Annotated in this window: 18 protein-coding genes and 2 pseudogenes; 8 read left to right on the top strand and 12 right to left on the bottom strand. The window is 41.3% G+C overall.

Annotated elements, in window-relative coordinates:
- Positions 1–80: 80 nt before the first annotated feature.
- Positions 81–962: a hypothetical protein gene (locus FTU39_RS06960; RefSeq protein WP_180051909.1), complete on the bottom strand. Its 882-nt coding sequence runs from the start codon at positions 960–962 to the stop codon at positions 81–83.
- 214 nt (positions 963–1,176) lie between these two features.
- On the opposite strand from FTU39_RS06960, the gene FTU39_RS06955 reads away from it, so the two are divergent.
- Entirely contained in the window at positions 1,177–1,398 is a 222-nt protein-coding gene (locus tag FTU39_RS06955; protein ID WP_000541018.1) for a hypothetical protein, read from the top strand.
- Here the strand turns inward: FTU39_RS06955 and FTU39_RS06950 are convergent.
- The 5 genes and pseudogenes from FTU39_RS06950 to FTU39_RS06940 form a co-directional block, all read right to left on the bottom strand.
- A complete protein-coding gene (locus FTU39_RS06950) occupies positions 1,391–2,590 on the bottom strand; it encodes an integrase arm-type DNA-binding domain-containing protein (protein ID WP_004890115.1) in 1,200 nt (399 codons plus the stop codon). The genes FTU39_RS06955 and FTU39_RS06950 overlap by 8 nt on opposite strands.
- Before the next feature lie 219 nt (positions 2,591–2,809).
- Positions 2,810–2,881: pseudogene (locus FTU39_RS13995) on the bottom strand (hypothetical protein); the annotation flags it as partial.
- A 136-nt stretch (positions 2,882–3,017) separates the two neighbouring features.
- A pseudogene (locus FTU39_RS13945) lies at positions 3,018–3,242 on the bottom strand (Fic family protein); the annotation flags it as partial.
- 3 nt (positions 3,243–3,245) lie between these two features.
- Positions 3,246–5,312 carry a bifunctional diguanylate cyclase/phosphodiesterase gene (locus FTU39_RS06945; RefSeq protein ID WP_180051908.1) on the bottom strand — a complete coding sequence of 689 codons (2,067 nt, stop codon included), beginning with the start codon at positions 5,310–5,312 and terminating at the stop codon, positions 3,246–3,248.
- Positions 5,313–5,635: 323 nt separating this feature from the next.
- On the bottom strand, positions 5,636–7,840 hold the full coding sequence (locus tag FTU39_RS06940) for a carboxy terminal-processing peptidase (protein WP_096901393.1): 2,205 nt from the start codon (positions 7,838–7,840) through the stop codon (positions 5,636–5,638).
- Between the two features lie 194 nt (positions 7,841–8,034).
- Between FTU39_RS06940 and nagZ the strand changes: the two genes are divergently transcribed.
- Together nagZ and FTU39_RS06930 are read left to right on the top strand one after the other, a co-directional pair.
- Positions 8,035–9,138 (top strand): beta-N-acetylhexosaminidase, encoded by a 1,104-nt coding sequence (gene nagZ, locus FTU39_RS06935; RefSeq protein WP_180051907.1) that lies wholly within the window; start codon positions 8,035–8,037, stop codon positions 9,136–9,138.
- Positions 9,139–9,695: 557 nt separating this feature from the next.
- Positions 9,696–10,586, top strand: a complete 891-nt coding sequence (locus FTU39_RS06930; RefSeq protein ID WP_004974878.1) for a class I SAM-dependent methyltransferase — start codon at positions 9,696–9,698, stop codon at positions 10,584–10,586.
- Between the two features lie 59 nt (positions 10,587–10,645).
- On the opposite strand, the gene FTU39_RS06925 is transcribed toward FTU39_RS06930, so the two are convergent.
- Positions 10,646–11,980, bottom strand: a complete 1,335-nt coding sequence (locus tag FTU39_RS06925; protein WP_004974874.1) for an alpha/beta fold hydrolase — start codon at positions 11,978–11,980, stop codon at positions 10,646–10,648.
- A gap of 341 nt (positions 11,981–12,321) precedes the next feature.
- Between FTU39_RS06925 and FTU39_RS06920 the strand changes: the two genes are divergently transcribed.
- The 4 genes from FTU39_RS06920 to pta all read left to right on the top strand — a co-directional run bounded on the left by FTU39_RS06920 (position 12,322) and on the right by pta (position 17,939).
- Positions 12,322–13,587: a glutamate-5-semialdehyde dehydrogenase gene (locus FTU39_RS06920; protein ID WP_131260781.1), complete on the top strand. Its 1,266-nt coding sequence runs from the start codon at positions 12,322–12,324 to the stop codon at positions 13,585–13,587.
- 186 nt (positions 13,588–13,773) lie between these two features.
- Complete coding sequence (locus tag FTU39_RS06915; RefSeq protein WP_026438428.1) at positions 13,774–14,184, top strand: hypothetical protein; 411 nt, start codon at positions 13,774–13,776, stop codon at positions 14,182–14,184.
- 340 nt (positions 14,185–14,524) lie between these two features.
- Entirely contained in the window at positions 14,525–15,742 is a 1,218-nt protein-coding gene (locus tag FTU39_RS06910; protein WP_096901391.1) for an acetate/propionate family kinase, read from the top strand.
- Between the two features lie 55 nt (positions 15,743–15,797).
- Positions 15,798–17,939, top strand: a complete 2,142-nt coding sequence (gene pta / locus FTU39_RS06905; protein ID WP_180051906.1) for a phosphate acetyltransferase — start codon at positions 15,798–15,800, stop codon at positions 17,937–17,939.
- A gap of 114 nt (positions 17,940–18,053) precedes the next feature.
- Here pta and FTU39_RS06900 read toward each other — a convergent pair whose 3' ends face one another.
- Positions 18,054–18,665 (bottom strand): class I SAM-dependent methyltransferase, encoded by a 612-nt coding sequence (locus tag FTU39_RS06900; protein ID WP_180051905.1) that lies wholly within the window; start codon positions 18,663–18,665, stop codon positions 18,054–18,056.
- A gap of 236 nt (positions 18,666–18,901) precedes the next feature.
- Between FTU39_RS06900 and FTU39_RS06895 the strand changes: the two genes are divergently transcribed.
- The gene (locus FTU39_RS06895) at positions 18,902–20,428 is read left to right on the top strand and encodes a fumarate hydratase (protein ID WP_004974861.1); all 1,527 of its coding nucleotides are present in this window, start codon (positions 18,902–18,904) and stop codon (positions 20,426–20,428) included.
- Between the two features lie 102 nt (positions 20,429–20,530).
- Here the strand turns inward: FTU39_RS06895 and FTU39_RS06890 are convergent, their stop codons facing one another.
- The 4 genes from FTU39_RS06890 to tig form a co-directional block, all read right to left on the bottom strand.
- Positions 20,531–21,247 (bottom strand): DUF2846 domain-containing protein, encoded by a 717-nt coding sequence (locus FTU39_RS06890; protein WP_180051904.1) that lies wholly within the window; start codon positions 21,245–21,247, stop codon positions 20,531–20,533.
- A gap of 192 nt (positions 21,248–21,439) precedes the next feature.
- Entirely contained in the window at positions 21,440–22,750 is a 1,311-nt protein-coding gene (clpX, locus tag FTU39_RS06885; RefSeq protein WP_004974856.1) for an ATP-dependent protease ATP-binding subunit ClpX, read from the bottom strand.
- Positions 22,751–22,779: 29 nt separating this feature from the next.
- Positions 22,780–23,385: an ATP-dependent Clp endopeptidase proteolytic subunit ClpP gene (gene clpP / locus FTU39_RS06880; RefSeq protein ID WP_004974855.1), complete on the bottom strand. Its 606-nt coding sequence runs from the start codon at positions 23,383–23,385 to the stop codon at positions 22,780–22,782.
- Positions 23,386–23,575: 190 nt separating this feature from the next.
- The gene (gene tig / locus FTU39_RS06875; protein ID WP_004974853.1) at positions 23,576–24,907 is read right to left on the bottom strand and encodes a trigger factor; all 1,332 of its coding nucleotides are present in this window, start codon (positions 24,905–24,907) and stop codon (positions 23,576–23,578) included.
- Positions 24,908–24,955 lie beyond the last annotated feature (48 nt).

Genomic DNA, 24,955 nt, shown 5'->3' with positions numbered 1-24,955 from the left:
TTCAAATATTTAGAGCGGATTTATCACTTATAAAACTGGATTAAGTGGTCTAATTAACAGAACCACATTAAAACCAACTTTTAGAACAAGATTTCTTTCAATATATCAGGCTGAGTTCGGAGCTCATGAATGATGGTTTCAGCAATGTATCCACCACTGTAAGGCATCTTATACCCAAACTTTTCCATCTCTTTAGAAGGATATTTTGCTTTCAGTATCTGATTAAGATTATTAAGTTCGAGCTGTAATTTTTCTATTTTTTTCGCAATCGATGCTGGCTTTCTTCGCACACCATCAGACTGAGCTTTAGCGTACAACTGCTTACTCTCCTGCTCTAATTCACTGAGCATTTTTTGCTTAAGCACAAGTTCATACTGAAGCCACTCAATATCGTAAACCTCAAAAGCTTTGACTAGATCATCAAGCACAAGATGAACAGCTTGATTCAAATTATCCCATTTGCCACGACGCGCCACCTGCTCTCTTAAAGTGCGATATAAAATTTCCCGTCTTGGATATAAATGCTTGTCGTAACGAGCTTTGACTGCAATGATTGCCTTTGCACTTTTGGCAAGTGTACGGTTCTGAATAAACTCCACCCCACCAAGCATTTGCACATAAGCAATTAAAATATCTGAATATTGCCTTTGGAAAATTTTGGCAGGCAAGTTATTCACCTCAGGTCTTAATGTATTTATCTGCATTAAAAGCTGTGCAATCTGGAATGGCTTGAAAGGGATTGAAACCACATCCCCCATCATTTCTAAATGAAAAGCTGACTGCTCACTCAATGGAAAATCATTCTGCTGCATTCTTTTTATGATTTTTTCTTTTTGATCAATATATGATTGATTCTCCGTTTCTATTAATTCATTATCCAATTCACACTGATAGTAGTAACAAAAGTTTAACCATATATCCTGCTCAAGCTGCTCTAACCTTGATAATTTTTCATCAACCATAATTCATTAAAATACAGATAATTACATAGCATAATACTACTATATTTTTAAAAGCTAGTACCAATCTACTTTTACAATTTTTTAAATTTTATAGTTACCCCATCAATGAACTGATCTAATAGTTTTAACATTATAGGTTGATTTCCAGCCAATATTTAAGGTTAAAAAATTAGTTCTTTTATCTAATTGCGATAATCACAAAAGGATCAAAGATATGGGCTACTTAACATCTAAAGAAATTCGCCACAAACTCAAAAATTGCTCTGCATCGACTTTATGGCGTTACCAACAACCTAATCAAAAAATGTTCGAGCAACCAATGCCTCAACCTATTAAGAAATGCGCTGGCTCTACTAGCCTTTGGGATGAAGAAACGTTTAACGAATGGCTAATTAAATATTTCAATAACAACCAAATGAGTAATCTGTCTAGCTAGACAGATTACTTAATTTTTTCCACCATTTTTTATAAGCCTTCGACATCTCTTTTTGATAATCATAATAGTCATATGTCCCCTGTTCCCCAGGCATCACATGACCAACCATCAGTTCCGCAACATCCCTACTTGTAAATGCACTGAAATTTGTCCTTGCTGTACGCCGTAAATCATGCATAGACCAATGATCCATTTCAATTTTATAATTCTTCCTTGCAAATTGCATGAAGTTATAAGGGGTATCTGTTGGCCCACTACGCCCCATTGGCTCTTTGCCATTTTCATGTGGGAAAATGTATTCAGAATTACTCAAATCCATTGCAGACTGAAGCCACGGTTTGATCTCATCAATAATAGGTCGAACAATGTCCCCTTTACTTTCTCCTGTCTTATGATTTTCATACGGTACTGTCCATGTATTTTTACTAAAATCAAAATCTGATTTCCGTGCAAGCCTCAACTCACTATATCGATTACCATAAAACAAACATAACTTGAGAAATAAAACATTCCTTAATGATGTTCTAGACTCATCACAAATTTTAAAAATTAAAGACAACTCATCATCTTGTAATACTCGAACAGTTTTATTTTTCTTAATATTCAAGTCACGCTTTCCAGTGATATGTCTTATGGGATTTTGCTCAATTAATTTTCGATTAATCCCCCAATCCAAACACTGCTTTGTATTCGTAAGAATGCGATCAGTTATCGATGGCGACTGTTTAAATTGCTCTTCTAGTAAATCTAACCACATATGTAATGTGATTTGCTCAGCAGGTATGCTACCTAACTTCGGGAAAACATAAAGTTCAAATGATCTCAAATATTGATCTGCATTCTTTTTATTAGGAATACTATATTTCGCATGCCACTCACGAAATAACGCTTCAAAAGTTATAGCCTCTGTGATCTTGTGAAGCTCTACTTTTTTATGAATACGCGGGTCATGTCCCTTTTCTAAAATTGCTTTCATTTTCTGCAATTCAATACGAGCCTCTTTAAGGCTCATATTTGGATAGGTTCCCAAGTCTAAACGAGCTTGCTTATCGTTATATCGAAAACGCATCTGAAAAGTGAGTTTTCCTTTTTGCGATACACGAACGCTCAATCCATCTTGATCAGACTCTGTATGTATAGCTGAACGTTCACGATCTAGATTCTTCTTAAGCCACGTATCTGTTAAAGGCATTTTACTCCACCTGTGTACATATTTTTTTCAAATAGAAAATTCTAGAAAATGTGTACACACATATGTACACAAACATACTGACTAGACTTGAAATCTATTGAATGGGGTTGAAAGATATACCAGATAAAGAATATCAATATTTTTATATTTTTACAGCACTTACAATGCTTTTATTATTATATTTGAAATAGGTTGAATGGGCTTGAATAGATATCAAATATTTGGGTGGGAAATAATCGCGAAAGTACGTCGCTGTGCGACTTGCGCCGCTAACTCATCTTTAAAACTCATGCAAGACACCTACTGCAGAACCGCAGTGTATAAGATCAAAATGATCAATATGAAAAATTGGCGTAATTGTAGCAGATTTGAATAAAATTTTATTGATTGTTGATATGTTCTAATTTATCCACAACTGAAAATATAGTTACTTTTTCAATCTATACTTTTGCTTTGGGCTTTTCGGCTTATCAGGAATGGTACGTTTAATCAGACCAGATTCTATTGCAGGATTTAAGTAATTCTTTTGGAGCGTTGCTCGATGAGTTTATCCGACCAATTGCATCAACTCAGCGAAAGTACTGTCTCCTTGCTTCATTGCTGAAATTAAGCGCTGGACTTGGCCGCTAGCTGGAGCGGTAGCATGATCGCTAACTTAAGCCGAATGTTTAAACAACTCTTCTAAACGCTCAACATCCATCGGTAAGCCCAATAAATAACCCTGCAATTGCTGACAGCCCAAACGGGTTAAAATTTCTGCTTGCAATGGTGTTTCCACCCCTTCAGCAGTCACAGTTAAACCTAGTTTAATCGCCAATTGAATAATACTTTCTAAAATTAATTCTTCTTTACTGTCCGAACACAAATCTAAAATAAAAGCACGGTCAATTTTCAATTCATCGACTGGCAATTTTTTCAAATATAAGAAGCTCGAATGTCCTGTACCAAAATCATCAATCGCCAATTGAATCCCCATTTGACGCAAACGCTCAAAACTACGAATACTCGATTCAATATGATGCATTGCTGTACTTTCAGTCACTTCAATCATCAGGTGATGGGGTTGAATCTCATAGCGTTTAAACAAGTTTTCTAAAGTCGAAAATAAGTGTTTATGTTCAAACTGCACTGCCGATAAATTCACAGCCACAGGGAATAACGATGCGCCCGATCTTTCCCAAATTTGAATTTGTTTAAAGGCTTCTTCTAGCGTCCAATAGCCAATTTGAATAATCAACCCCGTCTTTTCAGCCCCTTTAATAAACATATTTGGGGTAAGTAAACCATGCACGGGATGGTACCAACGAATTAAAGCTTCTACGCCACAAACTTTATGGTCAGTGGCTTTAAACTTTGGCTGATAGAACAACGCAAATTGTTGTTGTTCAACTGCTTTATATAAATCATTAATCAACTTACTTTGGCTTTTAGCCTCAAGTAACTCCAGATCATAATTAAATATTGAACTGGTGTTACGCCCCTGATATTTAGAGGTCAGCATCGCCGCATCAGCATTCATTAAAATATCTTGCAAATTGGTGCCATGCTCTGGATACATCGCAATGCCAATACTGCCTGAAATATTAATGACCTTGCCTGCAATTAAGAAACTTTGCTGAATCAGTTCTAATATTTTTTCAGAAATGACAGTGGCTTCTGCAATGTCGGTATGTTCAATCACCAAAAGAAATTCATCGCCACCAATTCTTAATAATTGGGTATTTTCGCCCAAGTGGGATTGCACACGTTTAGACAACTGAATCAGCAATTGATCGCCAACATGATGCCCAAATACGTCATTCACCGCTTTAAAGCGGTCTAAGTCGATATACAAAAATGCAATTTTAGTGTTTTTTTGCCGATGCTCAGAAAAAAGCAATTGTGCATATTCAGCTAAATATAAACGGTTGGGCAATTTGGTCAGGTTATCTTTGACTGCCTGATTGGCCAATTCACGGTTGGCTAAAGACAATTGTCTGCTTTTTTCTTCTAAGCGCAGCTCCAGCAGAGATACGCCCACCGCAGCAGCAAAAATCAGACTGGTCACTAAAATAACCACCAACAGAGCTGGCCCTTGCCCGATCTGGAAGTGCCCTGATTGAGGCAAATCTGCTGTAGAGTAAAAATGCAGTGCTTCCATGCCTATATAGTGCATGGCAACAATGCTCAGACTCATGAGCACCGCAATGAAAATTTTATATTGTGCCTGACGCCCCATTCTGCACTTGGAATGAAACATAAACCAAAAGGTAAGTATTGCACCGCCAATGGCCACTAATACAGACAGCAAAACAATGGTAGGATCATAATAACTACGGTAGCCTTCTACCTGAATTCCCATCATGCCCGTATAGTGCATGCCTGAAATACCCAACCCCATTAAAATGCCGCTCAGGATCAAACGCGCCACAGGCAAGGTCGATTGCGTGGTCAGCCAAACCGCAAACGTAGAGGCGATAAATGCAATAACAAAAGATAGGGTCGTAAAGCTAAGATCAAATTGATACGGTGCAGGTAACTGGCATGCCAACATGCCCACAAAATGCATACTCCACACTGCCGCACCCAGCAGCAAACCACTCATGATTAATGCAATTTTTTTTAGTTGTTGTTGTACATTTTGAAAAAGCATTTGCTCAACAGACACTGCAAAATAGCAGGCCAATACTGAGATTGCTACCGAGCCAATTACCAAGCTCAGATCATAATGTACATGCATCATTAGATGTATCCATCTCTGTCATATTTTATTGTTTTTCGGCTACTCAATCTCACACTCTCTTATAAATAATAACTAAAAAGCAACCTGAACGACGGATTGATCTAGCAAAGACTGCATTGACTTAAGAGTCTAATACTATTCCGCTTTGGTCAATAGTCAAATATATAATATGTCATCATGAAATAATGGCAATTCAAAACTGCTAAAAATAGCTGTCTGACTCAAAGCTATATGCAGCTTGTCACTTTACTTTTCGCTTTAGGATGAAAAAAACCAGCAACTTTTCGCTGCTGGTTCTATTTGATTAAGATTCTAACATTGTTTTAAGGTTGATTCGGCTCAGAAACACCTTTTTGTAACATGGCATAGTCTTGCAACACCTGCGCTGCTTCAATCACAAAAGCTTCTTCCTCAGGTAAAGCAGGGCGTTGTGCCGCTTTCATTTTGGCACGCGCTTCTGCCAAAGCATCAATAGATGCCTGATAGCTTTCCCAATTAGCAAATGGTTTCAAACCTGTTTCCTGACGGCGTTTGTTTTCCGCAGTCAGCGTTTGTTGCTCCAAAGCTAACAACTCTGCTCTGCGTTGTTCAATATCTAACACAATGCTTTTGCGATCTTCAGTTTGTTTGGCAATTTGCTTACGTTGTTCCAAATATTGAAATTGCGGATCAAGCGTGACACGTTGCTGTGACAATTGCCCTAGCTTGGTGATGTACGGCTGTACTGAACCTTCACGCTTAAATGGTGCAGTTGGAATAGTATCCCACTTCAAAGCATTTTTCGCTTTGCGTTCACCAAACTCCTCATTGTAAATATCCACCAGTTTAATGTCAGGAATCACACCTTTGTTTTGGGTACTTCCACCTGTAATACGGTAGAACTTACGTTGAGTTAAGGTCGCCTGCCCATAGGCTAAGGTGTCGAGTTGTACCTGCGCTGTACCTTTACCTGTGGTGGTGCTACCAATCACAATCCCGCGCTGATAGTCCTGAATTGCAGCAGAGTAAATTTCACTGGCCGAAGCAGAAGCAAGGTTAATCATCACTGCCAATGGGCCTGCATAAGTCTGTGCACCGCCATCGTCATCTTCAAATACGCTCACGTTGCCATTGCCATCACGAATTTGCACTACAGGGCCTGATTTGATTACTTGCCCAAGCATACGTGCCACTTCTTCTAGTGAACCGCCAGGGTTGTTACGTAAATCGACAATAATCCCTGCGACATTTTTGGCCGCCAAACTTTTCAGGGCATTGTTGGTATCCTCCGACACCGAGCGATATTCATTGCCTGCACGACGTGCACGGTAATTCAAATAAAAGGATGGAATTTCAATCACACCATAGGTATAAGTTTGACCATCACGTTTGATGTCAATCGTTCGTGAGCGAACTCCCGCATCTTCTTCCTGAATCACATCACGCACAATGGTCACATTACGCGCCTGATTCATCGCCGCACCCGCACCCAACAAACGCACAGTGACTTTGGTGCCACGTTTACCACGAATCAGCCCAACAATTTCATTACTCGGCCAACCCACAACATCCACCATTTTTTCGCCATCTTGCGCCACACCAATAATGCGGTCACCCGATTTCACCTGCCCTGTTTTACTGGCAGGGCCACCTTCAACAATGGTTTCAATTTTAGTGTAGTCTTCATTGCCCCGTTCAGGACGAATCGACACCCCAATTCCTTCAAGCTGCAAAGTCGTTTGACGGTTCAGCTCCATCGCATCGACAGGTGGGAAATAATTGCTGTGCGGATCATAAGTCAGCATCATCGCATTCAAAGTTTTATCCAGCACGTCATCGCTCTTTAAACGATCCATTCGCTCTAACTGGCGGGTATAACGCTTGGTTAAAGTCTGAACTGGTGTCAAATCTTCTGGACTTGCCAAATCCTGCCCATTAGTCAATTCAGGGTTATCTTTAATGGCTTTTTGTTTTGCCAATTCTTCTTCTTTGCTAATGGTCAGATTAATGAGCTGTGACACCAACATTTTTTGCCAATGCTTACGCATTTCTGCTTCAGTATTAAAGAACGGTGCTTTTTCACGATCTGTTTCAATCGTGACATTTGGCTGTTTTAAATTTTGTGGTTTTTTCAGCTCTGCCAACATGAAATGATAAAACTGTTTTAAGCGTTCACGATACTGTGCATGAATTTGATACGGTCCAGCCAAATTGCCTGCTTTTAATGAAGCGCCAAATGTTGCTGCATATTGTTTGCGGTATTGCTCAACTTCTTTAGCCAAAAACAAAGTGTGGTCAGGGTCTAAACTGTCGATATAAAAATCAAAAATGCGCTGCGACGTCGCAGCATCTAAACGCTGATTTAAATAATGCTGACGATCGACCAAGGTCGCCAATTGACGCGAAACCAAAGCTTGTTCCTGCGTCGGCACAATACTGTTAGCAACGACAGCGGTATTATTGGCTGCAATTGCCTCGTTAATGGCGTGAGAAAAGAAAAAACCGCCAGTTGCTATTGCAACCGCACAAGCGATGGTTTGAAGTTTCATAAAAATATTTACGTCCTTGGTTTTTGACCAATCTCTGCTTTTCACAATGAATTGAGCAGATTCAAAATCTTATACAACTTAATTTGGGTCTGTCGTGTAGTTTTATCATAATCTGTGCTGTCAAAATGTAGCAAATCATTGCAGAATTCAGGTATTGTTTTTTTATTGATAAAAATCGAATACGGACACCCAATATGATTGGCGCATTGATGCTCGACATCGCTGGCACAGAACTTACTCAAGAAGATATTGAACTATTAAGCGCTCCGCAAGTCGGTGGAGTCATTTTATTTGCCCGAAATATCCAATCTCCTGCGCAAGTACGCGCCTTGACCGACCACATGCGTCAGGTGCGCCCTGATATTTTAATTGCAGTCGATCAGGAAGGCGGACGCGTACAACGCTTAAAACAAGGTTTTACCCTATTGCCTGCTATGGGTAGATTTGGCGAGTTATACCAAAACGAACCTGAACGTGCCTTAGATTTAGCCGAAGAATGTGGCTGGTTGATGGCCACCGAAGTATTAGCCGTAGGCATTGATTTTAGTTTTGCACCCGTTTTAGATTTAAATGACATCAGTGATGTCATTGGAGATCGTGCTTTTGCTGCGCGTCCTGTCGATATTATTGCTTTGGCAGATGCTTTTTTACGTGGAATGCATCGTGCAGGAATGGCAACCACAGGCAAACACTTTCCTGGACATGGATCGGTTAAAGCAGACTCTCACGTTGCTGCCGCGATAGATTCACGTTCTTTTGCCGAAATTCAACAACAGGATATGCAAACCTTTATCCAACTGCAAAATCAACTGGATGCGCTCATGCCTGCGCATGTCATTTATGATCAGGTCGATCCGAACCCTGCAGGTTTTTCTGAATTTTGGTTACAGCAAGTGCTTCGCAAAGACTTGGACTATGATGGTGTACTCTTTTCGGATGATTTAAGCATGCAGGGGGCTTGTGTAGCAGGCGATGCCGATGCACGTATTCATGCCGCTTTGCTTGCAGGCTGTGACATGGGATTGGTCTGCAACAACCGTGCAGCACAACGATTGGCTTTAAATGCAATTGCCGATTTACCCCTACCTAATCAGGCACGTTTAGAACGCATGCGTGGTAAAATCCCTGAACTTAGTGCGGAGTTTAGCATTGCTGAAGTTTTAGACTTGGGTGATGAATGGCGAAGCGTCCGTGATCGTATCTTGGCATTTAAAGAACAAAGTGCCGCGCTACTGGCAGCACAAACTAGTCACGACCCGACCAATTACTCAAGTACCACTAAAAACGCTGCAACGTGAGATCACCACAAACTAACTAGGGTCTGTTGACAATTCGTCTATGTTTGCGACGTGAGAGATATATCTCGCAAGATTTTTTAGCTGATATAAGGCATGGGACAGGAAATTTAGTCATTCTAAATGACTGGCACATAACGCAATAGCAGCAAAAAATATGCTCGCCCCCTTGCGCAGCAAACAAAGCAACGCTTTGTTCTTGCTCATGTGGCTAAAACTTTCTCAGATTGCGTTATGGAACTTGAAAATAGGTCCACTATTCCCTGCATTTTATGCCTGATCTGCTCAGTTTTAGCCTACAGCGCAAGCCATTTATGAAATGTCAACAGACCCTATACGCCTTCACTTTTTCACAGCATTTATACGACAAAGGAACACGACAGCTTGTTCCTTTTTGATTATGATAAACTTATTCTATTTTGAGTATATGCCTGACACCGCAGCTTGAGTGTCAAAGCATGCCTAAAAAGACAACGACCACCATACAAACAATTAAGGTCTATACGAAAATGACAAAAACATTGCTGAACAGCAAAATCACGACAGAAAAAAGGACTGAAATGCACAACTCGGATGCCAAGCCAACTCGCTCAGACACGACTGCATTGTCCAAACATCGGCATATTTCTTTTACCGCACATTATACGGGATATATCTGGTATCAAAGGGGGATTTCACATCCTGTATTTGCGACCCGAAAAGGCAAGTTTTTAGCCAAATTGGTACATCCTTTAGAAAACTGGGCAGAACGTCATGTGGGCGGCAGTATGCGCAGCACCCTCAAACAACGTCACCAAATGATTGATGCACACTTAACCGCACTGATTCAGCAACATCCGCAATTACAAGTGCTCGAAATTGCATCTGGGCTGTCACCACGCAGCTGGAACTTTCGACAAAAATATCCTGAACTGAATTACCGTGAACTGGATTTGCCTGATATGGCGCAAATTAAAACTCAAGCGTTACGACAAATTGACCACGACGCACCTGAAGTTCTCACCGCCGATATTTTTAGTGAATCCTTTCAACAGGCCTTTGAATATTTTGATCACTCGCAGCCCTTAGTAATTATTAGTGAAGGTTTAATTAACTACTTCAGCAAAGACATGCTACAACAGCTGTTAAATGGCATGTGTAACTACACCCAAGACTTTCCAGAACTGCATTATTTAACCGATATTTACCCTGAACCCGTCAAAAACAAGCTCGCCAATTTTATTTGGAACTGCAGCCGATTATTGAAATTTATGTCACGCAGTGCTTTCACCTTTCACTTTCAATCTCCGCAGGAATTAACTCAGTTTTTTCAAAATGCAGGTTTTGAGCAAGTGCAGCTACAACAACCACAACTGTATTTTTCCAACAGCTCTTTAGAAAAAACAACCGCAGAACATTTAGGCGATTTAGTCTGGATGGTTCATGCCTACAAAAAAAATAGCGTGGTTTAACACGCTATTTTGATTCTATTTTCTTTGGATAATTTTAAACCAAGCACTGATTTTATCTACTAACGGGCATATTCCAAATTTTGTGCAGCCGCTTTTTGACGTTCCACATAACGCAACAAACGCTCTGCCACCTCAAAACTACCATGCTTAAATAATGCGCGTAGTTGCTGCCCTTGGCTTTCAAAAATTAAACATTCAATGCTAAAACTGCCTTCCTCATCCTGTAATTCTAAGGCCATATCTCGTTCAAACTGTGCTGCTTGTGCCGCCAACGCAGCATTTTCAAAATCAAGCAATACACCAAAGAAGTTTAAATCGACAATGTGCGTAGCAATTTTCAAATCAGAATGACGATACTGCAAATGACTTTGCGGATTTTGCACCCGAATACGCGCTTCTCCACGGCGTTCCATCGTCAATAGTTGCGCACGTGTCATTGGAATAATGCCATCTAAGTCCTGAATAGATTCATCGCTTAAAAAGGTCGCAAATAAATTCATGGTTTCTTTACGGCGCTGTAATTGCGGCACATGATCTGCATTGGCAATCATGGCAAATTCCATGTTCGGGCACTGTAAGGCAAAATTGGCATTTTCATGCGGCAAGGTAAAACTGTCATATTGCCCACACGCCACCAAAACCTTACATTGCGGAATAGGCACATTGGTTAACCGCAATAAACGGTTGCAGTTCACATCGTAGCGATCTTGCTCTGTAGCGGTAAAGTCGGCCATTTGTCGGTAAAACAAACGCTTTGCAGTCGGTGACATGCGAGTTTGTTCCATTTTGGCATGATTGACCAAGTATAAAATCACCGCCTGACCAAATTCATCCATGCGCTGCTCTTTCATTAAATGCAGTGATTCTTCAAGCAACATGCGCCAACTTTTACGGGTCTTTTGCATAACCCCCATTAAAATCATGCGATCAATCAATTCAGGACGCTGATCTGCTAGACACGATGCCACCACCGAACCCAATGACATGCCCATGACGGATACTTTATCTAAGCCGACAATATCCAGCCAATCACCCAACATCTGACCTAAATCATGCAGTTCTAGCGTTCCTGCCGACTCACCTGTTTCCACATTGGTCATTTGCTGATTGGCGCCCATAGATGGCATATCAATTAAAATGATTGGCCCTGCACGAAAAAGCTGCTCGACACAATATTTATATGAATTAAAGTTTTGGAATGCACCACCAATAATCACAATTGGAGTTAAATGTGCGGTTTCTGGCTGAGCAATTGCCATGTATTCCACTTTCCAGCCGTTGATCCAAGTGGTACGAGCGGGTTGTTTAAAGCTGTGTTTATCGTAAATATCAAAAAAACAGACATGCGAACTTGCGTCCTGTACATCCGTGTCCATCTGGATCATGGAATTCATATTCCTTACCTCCATGCGCATTTTATTTTTATTGTGCAAGTGTTCGTCATTGAACGATTACCCACTTATCTGAATTAAAGTGGCATCCTGCTTATTGTTGTGAATGACATCAATGTCGTTATCGCATCATTCTATACAGGTGCTGATTTTATACGCAACATTTTCTATGACCGCTCATCTACTTTTAAATCATAAAGCATTTCAAAATATTAATTTTTGTGATGAAAGCATTGAAAAATATGAAAAGATTGAACAATTTAGTCGATTTTCCGCTGAGACGCTTCATTGTGCAGGCACAGACTGTTAATATCGAGTTGAAATTTCTAAGTGATCAAACCGCTATGCAAGAGTCTATTGAACAATATATGCAAACGGTAGGACAACAAGCACGCCAAGCCTCTCGTGTCTTAGCAAGCGCTTCTACCCAATCTAAAAACAATGCGTTATCGGCTATTTATACGGCATTGGAAAATAGCGAGTCCGCTATTTTAGCTGCCAACCAAATTGATATGACCAAAGGTCGTAACAACAACTTGGATAGCGCACTGCTTGATCGCTTAGAACTTAACCCCGCACGCTTTAAAGGCATGTTACAAGGTCTGAAAGATGTGATTGGTCTCATGGATCCAATTGGTGAAATTACCGATATGGCTTACCGTCCATCTGGTATTCAATTGGGCAAAATGCGTGTACCGCTAGGTGTGGTGGGCATGATTTACGAATCACGTCCAAACGTAACCCTTGAAGCTGCGTCTTTGGCATTAAAATCAGGCAATGCGATTATTTTACGTGGTGGTTCTGAAGCACTGGAATCTAACCAAGCGATTGCTGCCGCGATTCAACACGGCTTAAAAGCATCAGGCTTGCCAGAAACATCGGTGCAAGTGATTAACACCTCAGACCGTGCTGCCGTTGGGCAATTAATTACCATGTCTGAATATGTAGATGTAATTGTGCCACGTGGCGGTAAAAGTCTGATTGAACGCATCAGCAATGAAGCGCGTATTCCAGTGATTAAACATTTGGATGGTAACTGTCACGTATTTGTAGAAGCACAGGCCGATTTACAAAAAGCCCTGCCTATTGCCCTGAATGCAAAAACTCACCGTTATGGCGTCTGTAATGCCATGGAAACATTGTTGGTCGATGAGGCTGTTGCCGCACAATTCTTGCCACGTATTGCCGAACTATATGCAGAAAAACAAATCGAATTACGCGGCTGTCCTGCAACCCAAAAGATTTTGGGTACAAGTGTTAAAACAGCAACCGAAGAAGATTGGTACACCGAATATTTAGGCCCAATTTTGGCAGTTAAAGTGGTTTCAGGAATTGATGAGGCAATTGAACATATCAATAAATATGGTTCACATCATACTGATGCCATTATTACTGAAAACTTTAGTTTGGCGCGTCAATTCTTGGCTGCGGTAGATTCTAGTTCAGTCATGATTAACGCTTCTACACGCTTTGCTGATGGTTTTGAATATGGTTTAGGTGCTGAAATTGGAATCTCTACCGATAAAATTCATACCCGTGGCCCTGTCGGTTTGGAAGGTTTAACCTCACAAAAATGGATCGTGTTTGGCGATGGTCAAATCCGCCAATAAAATCCATCTGTAATTTTGCAATATCCAAATATAATGTTCAGTTTCACAGGAAGCTGAACATTATTCCCTTCTATTTTTTAGACATTGTTTTAAGACACAGTTCCACTACACATTTCTGCCTAACGCTCACTTAAAATAAAAACACCATCAAGATTAGAAAAATCATCAAAAAGAGTGGCGATGCTTATGTTTTATTATTTGATTATTAGTACCTTTGCTTTAGCACTGTTGGTGTCGTTCATTGTCATGCGTCTGTTTTCCAGCTCCATCAATGCAATTTTGGCGCGTATCATCCACGACCCAATTCATGAAGCATGGGCAAAGTACACCAAATTTGCAGGCATGGTGGTCGGCACATCTTCAGGCATTCGTATTTACGATATGGAAAAATACATTACCCCACTCACCTATGCCGAAAATGACAAAAGAATTGTGATTGAACTGACGCAAGAACGCTGGGTATTGGAAATTTACCGCACCATTATTGAAACCTTACAAGGCTTGGCGTGGATGATGTTGGTGTTTTTTATGGTGGCACTGATTGCTTATGTGATTGTCCGTTGGTCGGAAATTAAATACGCTGCCAAATCAAAATAAACCGACAAAGATTGAGGAAATAATTTAAAACAGTTTGCCACTCGCCTGCAGAATGAAGTGTGCTATGTTAAGAGAATACAACAGGAATTAAGCAGAAATTTTAGACCATCATTTCATGAAAAAATGAAAGTTTCGGGCTGATAAATTTTAATTATTTCTGATTTCATGGTCGATAATGCTTAAGTCTAATCTCCTAAAGTCTATCTAGGAGCAATAAAAAACCCATGATAAAACATACGTAATGATCAAGATTGCAACACAATAGATTGCCGTTTGCCATATCTTGCAATGCAGCTTGATTGACTAGGGATAACTTCAATTAGAATTCGGGTACATAAAAGTGACTACATCAGTATTAGTGATTAACTGCGGATCTTCTTCTATCAAATATGCGCTTGTATCTGAAAGCGTTGGAGATCGTATCTTTGGTTTGGCAGAAAATCTAGGTTCTGCTGATGCGCGCATTAAAGGCATTACCGCAGGTGGTGAGCCGCTCGAACTTTCTATTCCACATGCTGACCATGAAAAAGCATTGGAAACTATTCTTGGTCGCTTATCTCAATATAAGCCACAAGCCATTGGTCACCGCGTTGTACACGGCGGTACTTTAACCAAAGCAGAATTATTAACTGAAGAAATCGTGCAACGTATTCGTGAAGCAACTCCGCTTGCACCTTTACACAACCCTGCACACTTGGTGGGTATTGAAGCAACAATGCGTTTGTTCCCAGAACTTCCGCAAGTGGCTGTATTTGATACTGCATTCCACCAAACGATGCCTGCTCACGCTTACCGTTATGCAGTGCCTAAATTCTTATATACCGACCACAACGTACGTCGTTATGGCTTCCACGGTACAAGTCACGCATACGTTTCAGAGCGCGGTTCAGAGTTGGCTGGCAGCTTCAAACAAGGTGGCTGGTTAACTGCTCACTTGGGTAACGGTAGCTCGACTTGTGCAATCTGGAATGGTCAAAGTGTAGACACATCGATGGGCCTAACCCCACTTGAAGGTTTGGTGATGGGTACTCGTAGTGGTGATGTAGACCCAAGCTTACACAGCTTCCTTGCAAGCAACTTAGGTTGGGATATCTACAAAATTGACAAAATGCTAAACAGCCAAAGTGGTTTACTTGGTTTGTCAGGCTTATCGAACGACATGCGTACCCTGATTGAAGCATCTGAACAAGGCAACGAAGATGCAACGCTTGCAATTGAAGTATTCTGCTACCGTTTAGCTAAATCTTTAGCTGCACTTAGCTGTGGTTTACCACGCTTAGATGGCTTATTCTTCACAGGTGGTATTGGCGAAAACTCTGCGTACATCCGTGAAAAAACTGTATCTTACTTGCCACACTTTGGCTTTAACTTCAGCAAAGAACGCAATGACAGCTTAAAACGCGGTACTGAAGGTCGTATTGATGCAGGTACAGGCGGTCCACAAATTTGGGTTGTACCAACTGACGAAGAAGGCCGTATTGCGAAAGAAACTGCGCAAGTTGCAGAGGAGCTAAAGTCAGCTGCAAAAAAGTCTGAATGTGACGCTGCGATTGCTTAAGCAATCGTAGTGCTCAGCCACTTTCAATCAGTCCCTTTACGATTTAGAAAAAATTATGAAAACAATACTTTTGGTTCCTACAGAAATTGGTGTTGGTTTAACATCAGCATGTTTAGGTTTAATTTACGCTTTGGAATGCCAAGGCGTAAAAGCAGGTTTCTTAAAGCCTTTTTCACAAGAATTACAACCTGAAGCAGACCGCACAACTGCGTTGTATCGTCACCTGTTCAAGCATGAAACAGTTGAGCCGATTTCTTATACTGCGCTGACTGAGCGTTTAAAAAATGATGAAAATGACGAATTGCTTGAAGATGCAGTTCGTTTACATCGTGAAATTTCTAAACATCACGATATCATTATTGTAGAAGGCGTGTTGCCAAACGGACGTGATCCATTTGCAACTGAATTGAATGCAAATTTGGCTAAAGCACTTGATGCAAAAGTCATTATTGTCAGCAATGCCGACATCAACAATGCTGTTAAAACAGCGTCAAAAGTAGACAATCAATTACGTTTCTTTGGTGGTGCAACTTGTGAGCGTACTGCGGGCGTATTGTTTATGCGTACCAAAGGTTTACCAGAAGATTCTGCACAAATTCCTGTTACGCTTGATCCAAACTTACGTTTAATTAGCGACACCAACCAGTTTGTCAGCAAAATTCAAACTACACATCCAATGATTGGTAAAGATTGCATGCCAGTGATTGGCTTGGTGCCATTCAGCAATACTTTAAGTGTGCCACGCATGTCGGACTTGGCTGCACACATTTCTGCAGAATGGATTAACCAAGGTGAAGCAGCGCAGCGCCGTGTATTACACAGCAGCTTAATTGCATCGAATATTGAACACGAAATGCATAAATTCGTTGCAGGCGAGCTGATTATCAGTGGTTCTGACCGTGTCGATGTATTGCTTGCCAGTAGCTTAGCCAGCAGCAATGGTATTCCACTTGCAGGTTTGGTGTTAACTGAACATCAAGCACCAAGCGCACAAGCTTTAGAGTTCTGCCAAGCAGCAATTAAAAATGGCTTGCCAATTTTACATACTAAATTGAGCACCTTTGAAACTGCACAACAGTTATTAAACCTGAGCAACGAAATTCCTGTAGATGATACTGAGCGTGCAGAACAAGTTACCCGCTTTGTGGCCAGTCACATCAATGCAGAATGGTTAACCCAATTAATCAGCGATACGCATAAACCACGTTTATCGCCTTCTGCGTTCCGCCATGAATTGGTGCAAAAATCTATTGCAGCGAAAAAACGTATCGTGCTTCCAGAGGGTGATGAGCCACGTACCGTTCAAGCTGCAGCGATTTGTCAATCACGTGGTATTGCCCACTGCGTATTATTGGCAAAACCAGAAGCGGTAGTCGATGTTGCCAAAGCACGCGGTATTGAGCTTCCACACGACTTAGAAATCATTGATCCTGACTTGATTCGTGAAAACTATGTCGAAAAAATGGTTGCGATGCGTAAAGGCAAACTTACTGACGATCAAGCACGTGAACAGCTGCAAGACACTGTCGTATTAGGTACGATGATGTTAGCACTTGATCAGGTTGATGGTTTGGTGTCTGGTGCTGTGCATACTACAGCCAATACAGTTCGTCCCGCATTCCAGCTCATTAAAACTGCACCTGATTATTCATTGGTATCTTCAGTATTCTTTATGCTGTTACCAGATGAAGTATATGTGTACGGTGACTGTGCGATTAACCCAGACCCAGATGCTGAACAATTGGCTGAAATTGCGATTCAATCTGCTGACTCTGCAAAAGCGTTTGGTATTGACCCACGTATTGCCATGATTTCTTACTCAACTGGTACTTCGGGTGCAGGTGCTGACGTAGAAAAAGTAGCGAAAGCGACTGAAATTGCGAAACAACGTCGTCCTGACTTACTGATTGATGGCCCATTACAGTACGATGCAGCATCGGTTGAAAGTGTTGGTCGCTCTAAAGCACCAAACTCTCAAGTTGCAGGTCGCGCCAATGTGTTCATTTTCCCTGACTTGAACACAGGTAACACGACGTATAAAGCAGTACAGCGTTCTGCTAACGTGGTGAGTGTTGGCCCAATGCTACAAGGCTTGAACAAGCCAGTGAATGACTTGTCACGTGGTGCATTGGTAGATGACATTGTGTTCACGATTGCATTGACTGCGATTCAGGCAGAGCAACAAGCAGCTCAATAATTCGTAAAGTTAAGTTTTACAAACCACCTGATTGAAAAATTGGGTGGTTTTTTTATTCCACACTGTAGATTCACAGATCACTACAAAAATTGATTAGCTCCATCCAATCTATTTTTAAAACCTCTGCACCAACCACACCGTATGCCCTGCACAGTCCTGATCTTCCGCGAGCATTTTCACAACTTTAAAGCCAGAATCTTTTAACAATTGCCGATATTCATCCTGCGACAAACTGGCGTGATAAAGTGCTTCACCAAACATTTCCCCAATCGCCTCACCCGCAGCAGGTCCACTGCTAAACATTAAAACTGTATTGGCGGTAGACCATTGCGCAAATTTCTCGAACATGCAGCGCTGATCGTTTGGCGTTAAATGAAAAAAGCTATCCCACGCCAAAATACCATCAAAGCACCGATTCAAGTTCACTGAGCGCATATCGGCTTCAATCCAGCACTGTTCAGGAAAATGTTCACGTGCCATCTCCAGCATGCTGTCTGCGCTATCTACTCCTGTAAGTTGATGCCCATGCTGTAATAGATATGCAGCAATAGGACGCCCCGAACCACAGCCCAAATCTAATATTTTGGCCTGCGCAGGCAAATAAGCAAGAAAACGATCCAGCCAAGTTTTTTCATATAACAACTGACCGCGCAAGTCTGTCCACGCTTTTGCATGCCGTTGATAAATGGGGATAATCTGAGCAGCTAAATGCGTGTGATCATTCATATTTACCCCAAACATCATTCCAAAGAAGTCTTTGAACATAGCTGAATTTGCACCAACAAAACAGCAAAATCATGGCCCGTTTTGACGACATAATTTTATGGATATTTCACAAATTCTCTCAAGCTAACGACTGATATTAAACTTTCGCCCAAAGCTTGATCAAAGTGCCCACAATCGCTGCATTTTATCTTATAATTTAGCCCGCTAGCTATCCGCCCGCTCAAGAGATTTTTGATATGACAACTATTATCAAGCAAGATGACTTGATCACTTCGATCAAAGACGCGCTTCAGTTCATTTCCTACTATCATCCACAAGACTTCATCCAAGCGATGAGCCGTGCTTATGATCGTGAAGAAAACAAAGCTGCGAAAGATGCGATTGCACAGATCTTAATTAACTCACGTATGTGTGCAGAAGGTCATCGTCCAATCTGTCAAGATACTGGTATCGTAAACGTATTCCTTGAAGTGGGTTTAGACGTTAAATTTGATTTAACCATGAGCTTGGACGATGCGATCAACGAAGGTGTACGTCAAGGTTACCTAGAAAACTCAAACGTACTTCGTGCATCGGTATTGGCTGATCCTGCATTTGGTCGTAAAAACACCAAAGACAACACCCCTGCAGTAATTCACTACAAACTCGTTCCGGGTAACAAAGTAGATATTACAGTTGCTGCCAAAGGTGGCGGTTCAGAAAACAAATCTAAATTGGCGATGTTGAACCCATCTGACTCAATTGTAGATTGGGTACTTAAAACTGTTCCGACTATGGGCGCAGGCTGGTGTCCACCGGGTATGCTTGGTATTGGTATTGGTGGTACTGCCGAAAAAGCCATGATGCTTGCAAAAGAAGCACTCATGGAAGAAATCAACATGGACGAATTATTACGTCGTGGCCCACAAAACAAAATGGAAGAGCTCCGTATCGAGATCTTCGAGAAAGTGAACGCACTTGGTATTGGTGCACAAGGTTTAGGTGGTTTAACCACAGTTCTTGATATTAAAATCAAAGACTACCCTTGCCACGCTGCAGGCAAACCAGTGGGTATGATTCCAAACTGTGCGGCAACTCGTCACGCACACTTCCAGTTAGATGGTTCAGGTGTAGCGCATATTCAAGCGCCTAAACTTGAGGACTACCCAGAAGTAACTTGGGATTCATCTAAATCTAAACGTGTAGATTTAGACAACATTACCCAAGAAGAAATGAACTCTTGGCAGCCGGGCGACACGTTGTTATTAAACGGTACGATTTACACAGGTCGTGATGCTGCACATAAGCGCATGGTCGACATGATCAACAATGGTGAAGAATTACCAGTCGACTTAAAAGGCAAATTCATTTACTACGTTGGCCCTGTCGATCCTGTTGGTGATGAGGTCGTTGGCCCTGCAGGTCCAACAACGGCAACCCGTATGGACAAATTCACCCGCCAAGTCTTAGAACACACTGGTTTGTTCGGTATGATTGGTAAGGCAGATCGTGGTCCTGCAGCAATTGAAGCCATCAAAGATCACAAAGCGACTTACCTCATGGCTGTAGGTGGTGCGGCTTACCTCGTATCTAAAGCAGTACGTGAAGCAGAAGTGGTTGCTTTTGAAGACTTAGGTATGGAAGCAATCTACAAATTCAAAGTTGAAGATATGCCTGTATCTGTTGCGGTAGATGTCAATGGTACATCTATCCACGCGATTGCACCAAAAATCTGGCAAGCTAAAATTGGCAAGATTCCCGTTGTAGATGCTGCAGCAGAATAATATTCCAATTTAGTAATAAGCGAAAAAGCACCCAACATTGGGTGCTTTTTTATGCTTACTGGAAATAAATAAAAGCAATGCATGAGATAAAGATGCAAAACCTTACCACGTTCTCGGATCCCACAATTTAAAGGGTTGGGTTAAGTGCACATCTTCCGCAGGGTCATATTTCTCATGCTTGATTTTTTGTGGCTTTTTACGCAACTTACCTGTGGTTTGATCTTCCGCGACAAAGTTATAGCTTTCGGTTTTCAATTGAGTAAACGCTATTTCCTGTTGTGCCGTACTTGAAGGCATAAGAATTAAAGGCCCTGAAACCTCTTTGCGGGTACTCAAGTTTTCTTCATCATATTTAATAAAATACGACTGCCCTGCCTGTACCTGAAAATCCAAATACTTTGGTTTTTGGAAATGTAATGCCCCCAAAGGACGGCTCACACTCAGACGATACGCACCTGGTGCCAGTTCAACCCAGTAATAATGATTGTGTAGTAAACTTGGAATCCGATGTTTGTTGATAAACATACTGGTCGCGACAATTTCCTGTCTGTTCCATTTGGAATCTGGACGATATAAATACACGATGGCAGCATCGGCATGTTGTGCCTGAACAGGTTTAAAATTTTGCCCTAGTTTTTGATTGACCCAACCACCAATGGTCATCATGCCCAAACGGTGTTGTTCTACAAAACCAGGTTTTTGTTCTAAATCTAAAACTTTTAAGGTACTAGGTGGTTGCGTTTGTTGCACCACGTTTTTTTTGCCATGACATCCCAGCAACATTAAACTGGTCACGACCAAGATTGCGACACCACGCATGTCTATCCCTCACTGCGTTTCTTATTTTTGTAAATCACGTTTTTGAAATCACGCTGCAAATTCATTTTGCAATTGTTGTTTTGAATAATGGGCATCCACGCCTAGGTCTAAGATTAACACTGCCTTGATTTTTTTGACAATAAAAAACGTGCCGAAACCTAGCGTTTCGGCACGTTTCAGACGAATAGCGTATTAAGCAGTTTTGCTGTCTAATACTTTTAAGTCAATTTTTTCTGCTGCAGGTTCTTCTGTTTGAGGCTGACGTTCGGTCTGAAATTCAGGTTTAGCACCTTCTTCAATCACCGCTTCAGTCACTACCACTGTGCCAACATCGGTACGGCTTGGCAAGTCGTACATGGTTTCGAGCAAGGCATTTTCCAGAATTGAACGCAAACCACGCGCACCTGTATTACGTTCAAGGGCTTTTTTCGCCACTGCACGTAATGCCGCATCTTCAAAGACTAAATCGACATTTTCCATCTCGAATAAGTATTGATATTGACGGGTTAAGGCATTTTTCGGCTCGGTCAGAATTTGCATCAATGCATCTTCATCTAGCTCGTCTAGCGTTGCAATTACAGGCAAACGACCAATGAACTCTGGAATTAAGCCAAATTTCACCAAATCGGTTGCTTCTACCTGACGAAATAAATCAGACAATTTCTTGCCTTCATCTTTTTTCTTCACGTCTGCCGTAAAACCAATGCCGCCTTTTTCTTGGCGTTGCTGCACAATTTTCTCTAAACCAGAGAATGCGCCACCGCAAATAAACAAGATATTTGAAGTATCAATTTGAATGAATTCTTGCTGCGGATGCTTACGTCCACCTTGAGGCGGAATAGAAGCCACCGTGCCTTCAATCATTTTGAGCAAGGCTTGCTGAACACCTTCACCAGACACATCACGAGTAATTGATGGGTTTTCAGACTTACGCGTGATCTTGTCAATTTCATCAATGTAGATAATGCCTTTTTGTGCTTTTTCTACATCGTAATCGGCTTTTTGCAACAGCTTTTGCACGATGTTTTCGACATCTTCACCCACATAACCCGCTTCGGTTAAAGTCGTGGCATCTGCCATTGCAAAAGGCACATCTAATAGACGTGCTAAGGTCTGTGCAAGTAAGGTTTTACCCGAACCCGTTGGACCTACCAACATGATGTTACTTTTTGAGATTTCGACAGCATCGCCTGCTTTATGCGCCTGATTGCTCACTTTTAGGCGTTTGTAATGGTTATATACTGCAACCGATAAGGTTTTTTTCGCAGTATCTTGACCAATTACATACTGATCAAGCGCAGCACGAATTTCATGTGGTTTTGGCAATGGACGTGTTGCCCAATCACCCGACTCAACTTGTTGACTGGTCTGAACCAAGTCTAAGCATACGTCCACACATTCATTACAGATGTATGCGTCCTCGCCTGCAATCAGCTTCCCGACTTCAGACTGCGTTTTACCGCAAAATGAACAATGTTTTTGTCCCTGAGGATGTTCGGACATAGTCACTCCAATATCTCAATCTTTAAAACTTATGGACGTTTTGTTAAAACTTCATCCACAAGACCGTATTCCTTCGCTGCCTGCGCAGTCATGAAGTTGTCACGGTCGGTATCTCTTGCGACAGTTTCATAGTCCTGACCACTATGTTCTGCCATTAAACGGTTCAAACGCTCTTTAATGAATAGAATTTCACGCGCATGAATTTCAATATCTGATGCCTGACCACGGAAACCACCCAATGGTTGGTGAATCATAACGCGGGCATTCTCAAGACAGTAACGCTTACCTTTTGCGCCTGCATTTAACAGGAATGCACCCATAGATGCTGCTTGTCCCATACAGTAAGTCACGACGTCTGGTTTAATAAATTGCATGGTATCGTAAATTGCCATACCTGCAGTCACTGAACCACCTGGTGAGTTAATGTAAAGGTGAATATCTTTATCTGGGTTCTCAGCTTCTAAAAACAACATCTGCGCCACAATTAAGTTGGCCATATTATCTTCGACTTCACCCGTTAAGAAAATGACACGTTCACGTAAAAGACGTGAATAAATATCAAAAGAACGCTCACCACGAGATGATTGTTCGACCACCATGGGTACTAAAGCATTTTCAATTGTTGGAACATACATAATGGTTATTTATTCCTAAATTCTTGTGACACGACTCATGTTCACAATATGAGGGATAATTGTCTAAATTGCAAAATATTCACGGCTTAAATCGTAGATATTTTGAGTTAAATGCGATCAATCTCTGAAAAACTGAAAACCGCGATGCAATAAAAAAGGCGCACGAAGCGCCTTTTTGTATCAAAGCAAATTAGCCTTGTTGACGAGCTTGCTGCTCTTTCAATAAGTCTTCATAGCTTACAGTTGTATCTGTAACTTTTGCAGAAGCTAAGATGTGATCTACAACCTGGTCTTCTAAAACAACAGCTTCAATTTGTGAACGTTGTTGTTTGTCGTTTTTGAAGTATTCAATCACTTCGCTTGGATCTTCATAAGAAGAAGCCATGTCTTCGATGTAAGCATCTACACGCGCTTGATCTACTTCAAGTTTAGCATTTTCTAATACTTTGCTAACCAATACGCCAAGTTTTACAGATTTTTCAGCTTGTTCTTTGAACAATTCATCTGGAAGCATGCTTGAGTCAAATGCTTTTGCACCTTGCGCACCAAACTGCTGTGTGAATTGCTGAATCATTTGTTGACGTTGACGGTCAATTTCTTGAGCAACCATTGCAGACGGAATTTCAACTTCGTTTGCCGCAACGAGTGCATCAAAAGTTGCACCTTTTACTTGGTTACGTAAACCGTTTTTCACTTCACGTTCCATGTTTTTACGAACGTCAGCTTTTAACTTTTCTACGCCTTCTTCTTCAGAAATACCGAAGATTTGTAGGAATTCAGCATCAATTTCTGGAAGTTTTTGCTTTTCAACCAGCTTCAATGTGATTTTGAATTGTGCTGCTTTACCTGCAAGGTTCGCTGCTTGGTAGTCTTCAGGGAAAGTTACATCAATCACTTTCTCTTCGCCTTTTTTCATGCCCACGATACCATCTTCAAAACCAGGAATCATGCGACCAGAACCAAGTACCAGTTTAAAGTCTTCAGCTTCACCGCCTTCAAACTTCTCGCCATCTACAGTGCCTTCAAAGTCAAAAGTCACTTGCATGTCTTTTTTCGCCATGCCTTTGGTTTCAACCCAAGAAGCACGTTGCTTTTGAAGGTTTTCAAGCATTTGTTCAACATCGCTATCATTTACTTCAGAAGACTTGCGTTCAACTTCCAAACCGTCAAATTTCACTTCAACTTCTGGATAAACTTCAACAGTCGCTTCATATACTAAAGCGTCGTCTTTCATTTCAGTTTTTTCGATGTTTGGCATACCCACAGCATTGATTTTTTCTTGTTGGATTGCTTCAAACACGGTGTCACGAATAATGTCGTTGACCACTTCTTGATAAATACCCGCACCGTATTCACGACGAACAACGTTTAGAGGCACTTTACCTGGACGGAAGCCGTTGATCTTCACAGTTTTGGCAGTGCGTTTCAAGCGAGCTTCAAACTGCTCGTTAATACGGCTCGTCGGTACAGATACATTTAAACGACGGGCAACGCCCGAAACCGCTTCAGAAGTTACTTGCATGGCTTCCTCGATATAGTTAGTAATAACAGTTTATAAAAAAGTGCCACA

Origin of the sequence: Acinetobacter sp. YH12099 (assembly GCF_013419195.1) — a bacterium.
GTDB lineage: Bacteria > Pseudomonadota > Gammaproteobacteria > Pseudomonadales > Moraxellaceae > Acinetobacter > Acinetobacter towneri.
This window is presented reverse-complemented; position numbering and strand designations above follow the sequence as displayed.

What these genes read in the sequence shown, in the direction of transcription:
- FTU39_RS06960 (WP_180051909.1), bottom strand. Translation starts at nt 962, where the DNA reads ATGGTTGATGAAAAATTATCAAGGTTAGAGCAGCTTGAGCAGGATATA.
- FTU39_RS06955 (WP_000541018.1), top strand. Translation starts at nt 1,177, where the DNA reads ATGGGCTACTTAACATCTAAAGAAATTCGCCACAAACTCAAAAATTGC.
- FTU39_RS06950 (WP_004890115.1), bottom strand. Translation starts at nt 2,590, where the DNA reads ATGCCTTTAACAGATACGTGGCTTAAGAAGAATCTAGATCGTGAACGT.
- FTU39_RS06945 (WP_180051908.1), bottom strand. Translation starts at nt 5,312, where the DNA reads ATGATGCATGTACATTATGATCTGAGCTTGGTAATTGGCTCGGTAGCA.
- FTU39_RS06940 (WP_096901393.1), bottom strand. Translation starts at nt 7,840, where the DNA reads ATGAAACTTCAAACCATCGCTTGTGCGGTTGCAATAGCAACTGGCGGT.
- nagZ (WP_180051907.1), top strand. Translation starts at nt 8,035, where the DNA reads ATGATTGGCGCATTGATGCTCGACATCGCTGGCACAGAACTTACTCAA.
- FTU39_RS06930 (WP_004974878.1), top strand. Translation starts at nt 9,696, where the DNA reads ATGCACAACTCGGATGCCAAGCCAACTCGCTCAGACACGACTGCATTG.
- FTU39_RS06925 (WP_004974874.1), bottom strand. Translation starts at nt 11,980, where the DNA reads ATGAATTCCATGATCCAGATGGACACGGATGTACAGGACGCAAGTTCG.
- FTU39_RS06920 (WP_131260781.1), top strand. Translation starts at nt 12,322, where the DNA reads ATGCAAGAGTCTATTGAACAATATATGCAAACGGTAGGACAACAAGCA.
- FTU39_RS06915 (WP_026438428.1), top strand. Translation starts at nt 13,774, where the DNA reads ATGTTTTATTATTTGATTATTAGTACCTTTGCTTTAGCACTGTTGGTG.
- pta (WP_180051906.1), top strand. Translation starts at nt 15,798, where the DNA reads ATGAAAACAATACTTTTGGTTCCTACAGAAATTGGTGTTGGTTTAACA.
- FTU39_RS06900 (WP_180051905.1), bottom strand. Translation starts at nt 18,665, where the DNA reads ATGAATGATCACACGCATTTAGCTGCTCAGATTATCCCCATTTATCAA.
- FTU39_RS06895 (WP_004974861.1), top strand. Translation starts at nt 18,902, where the DNA reads ATGACAACTATTATCAAGCAAGATGACTTGATCACTTCGATCAAAGAC.
- FTU39_RS06890 (WP_180051904.1), bottom strand. Translation starts at nt 21,247, where the DNA reads ATGCGTGGTGTCGCAATCTTGGTCGTGACCAGTTTAATGTTGCTGGGA.
- clpX (WP_004974856.1), bottom strand. Translation starts at nt 22,750, where the DNA reads ATGTCCGAACATCCTCAGGGACAAAAACATTGTTCATTTTGCGGTAAA.
- clpP (WP_004974855.1), bottom strand. Translation starts at nt 23,385, where the DNA reads ATGTATGTTCCAACAATTGAAAATGCTTTAGTACCCATGGTGGTCGAA.
- tig (WP_004974853.1), bottom strand. Translation starts at nt 24,907, where the DNA reads ATGCAAGTAACTTCTGAAGCGGTTTCGGGCGTTGCCCGTCGTTTAAAT.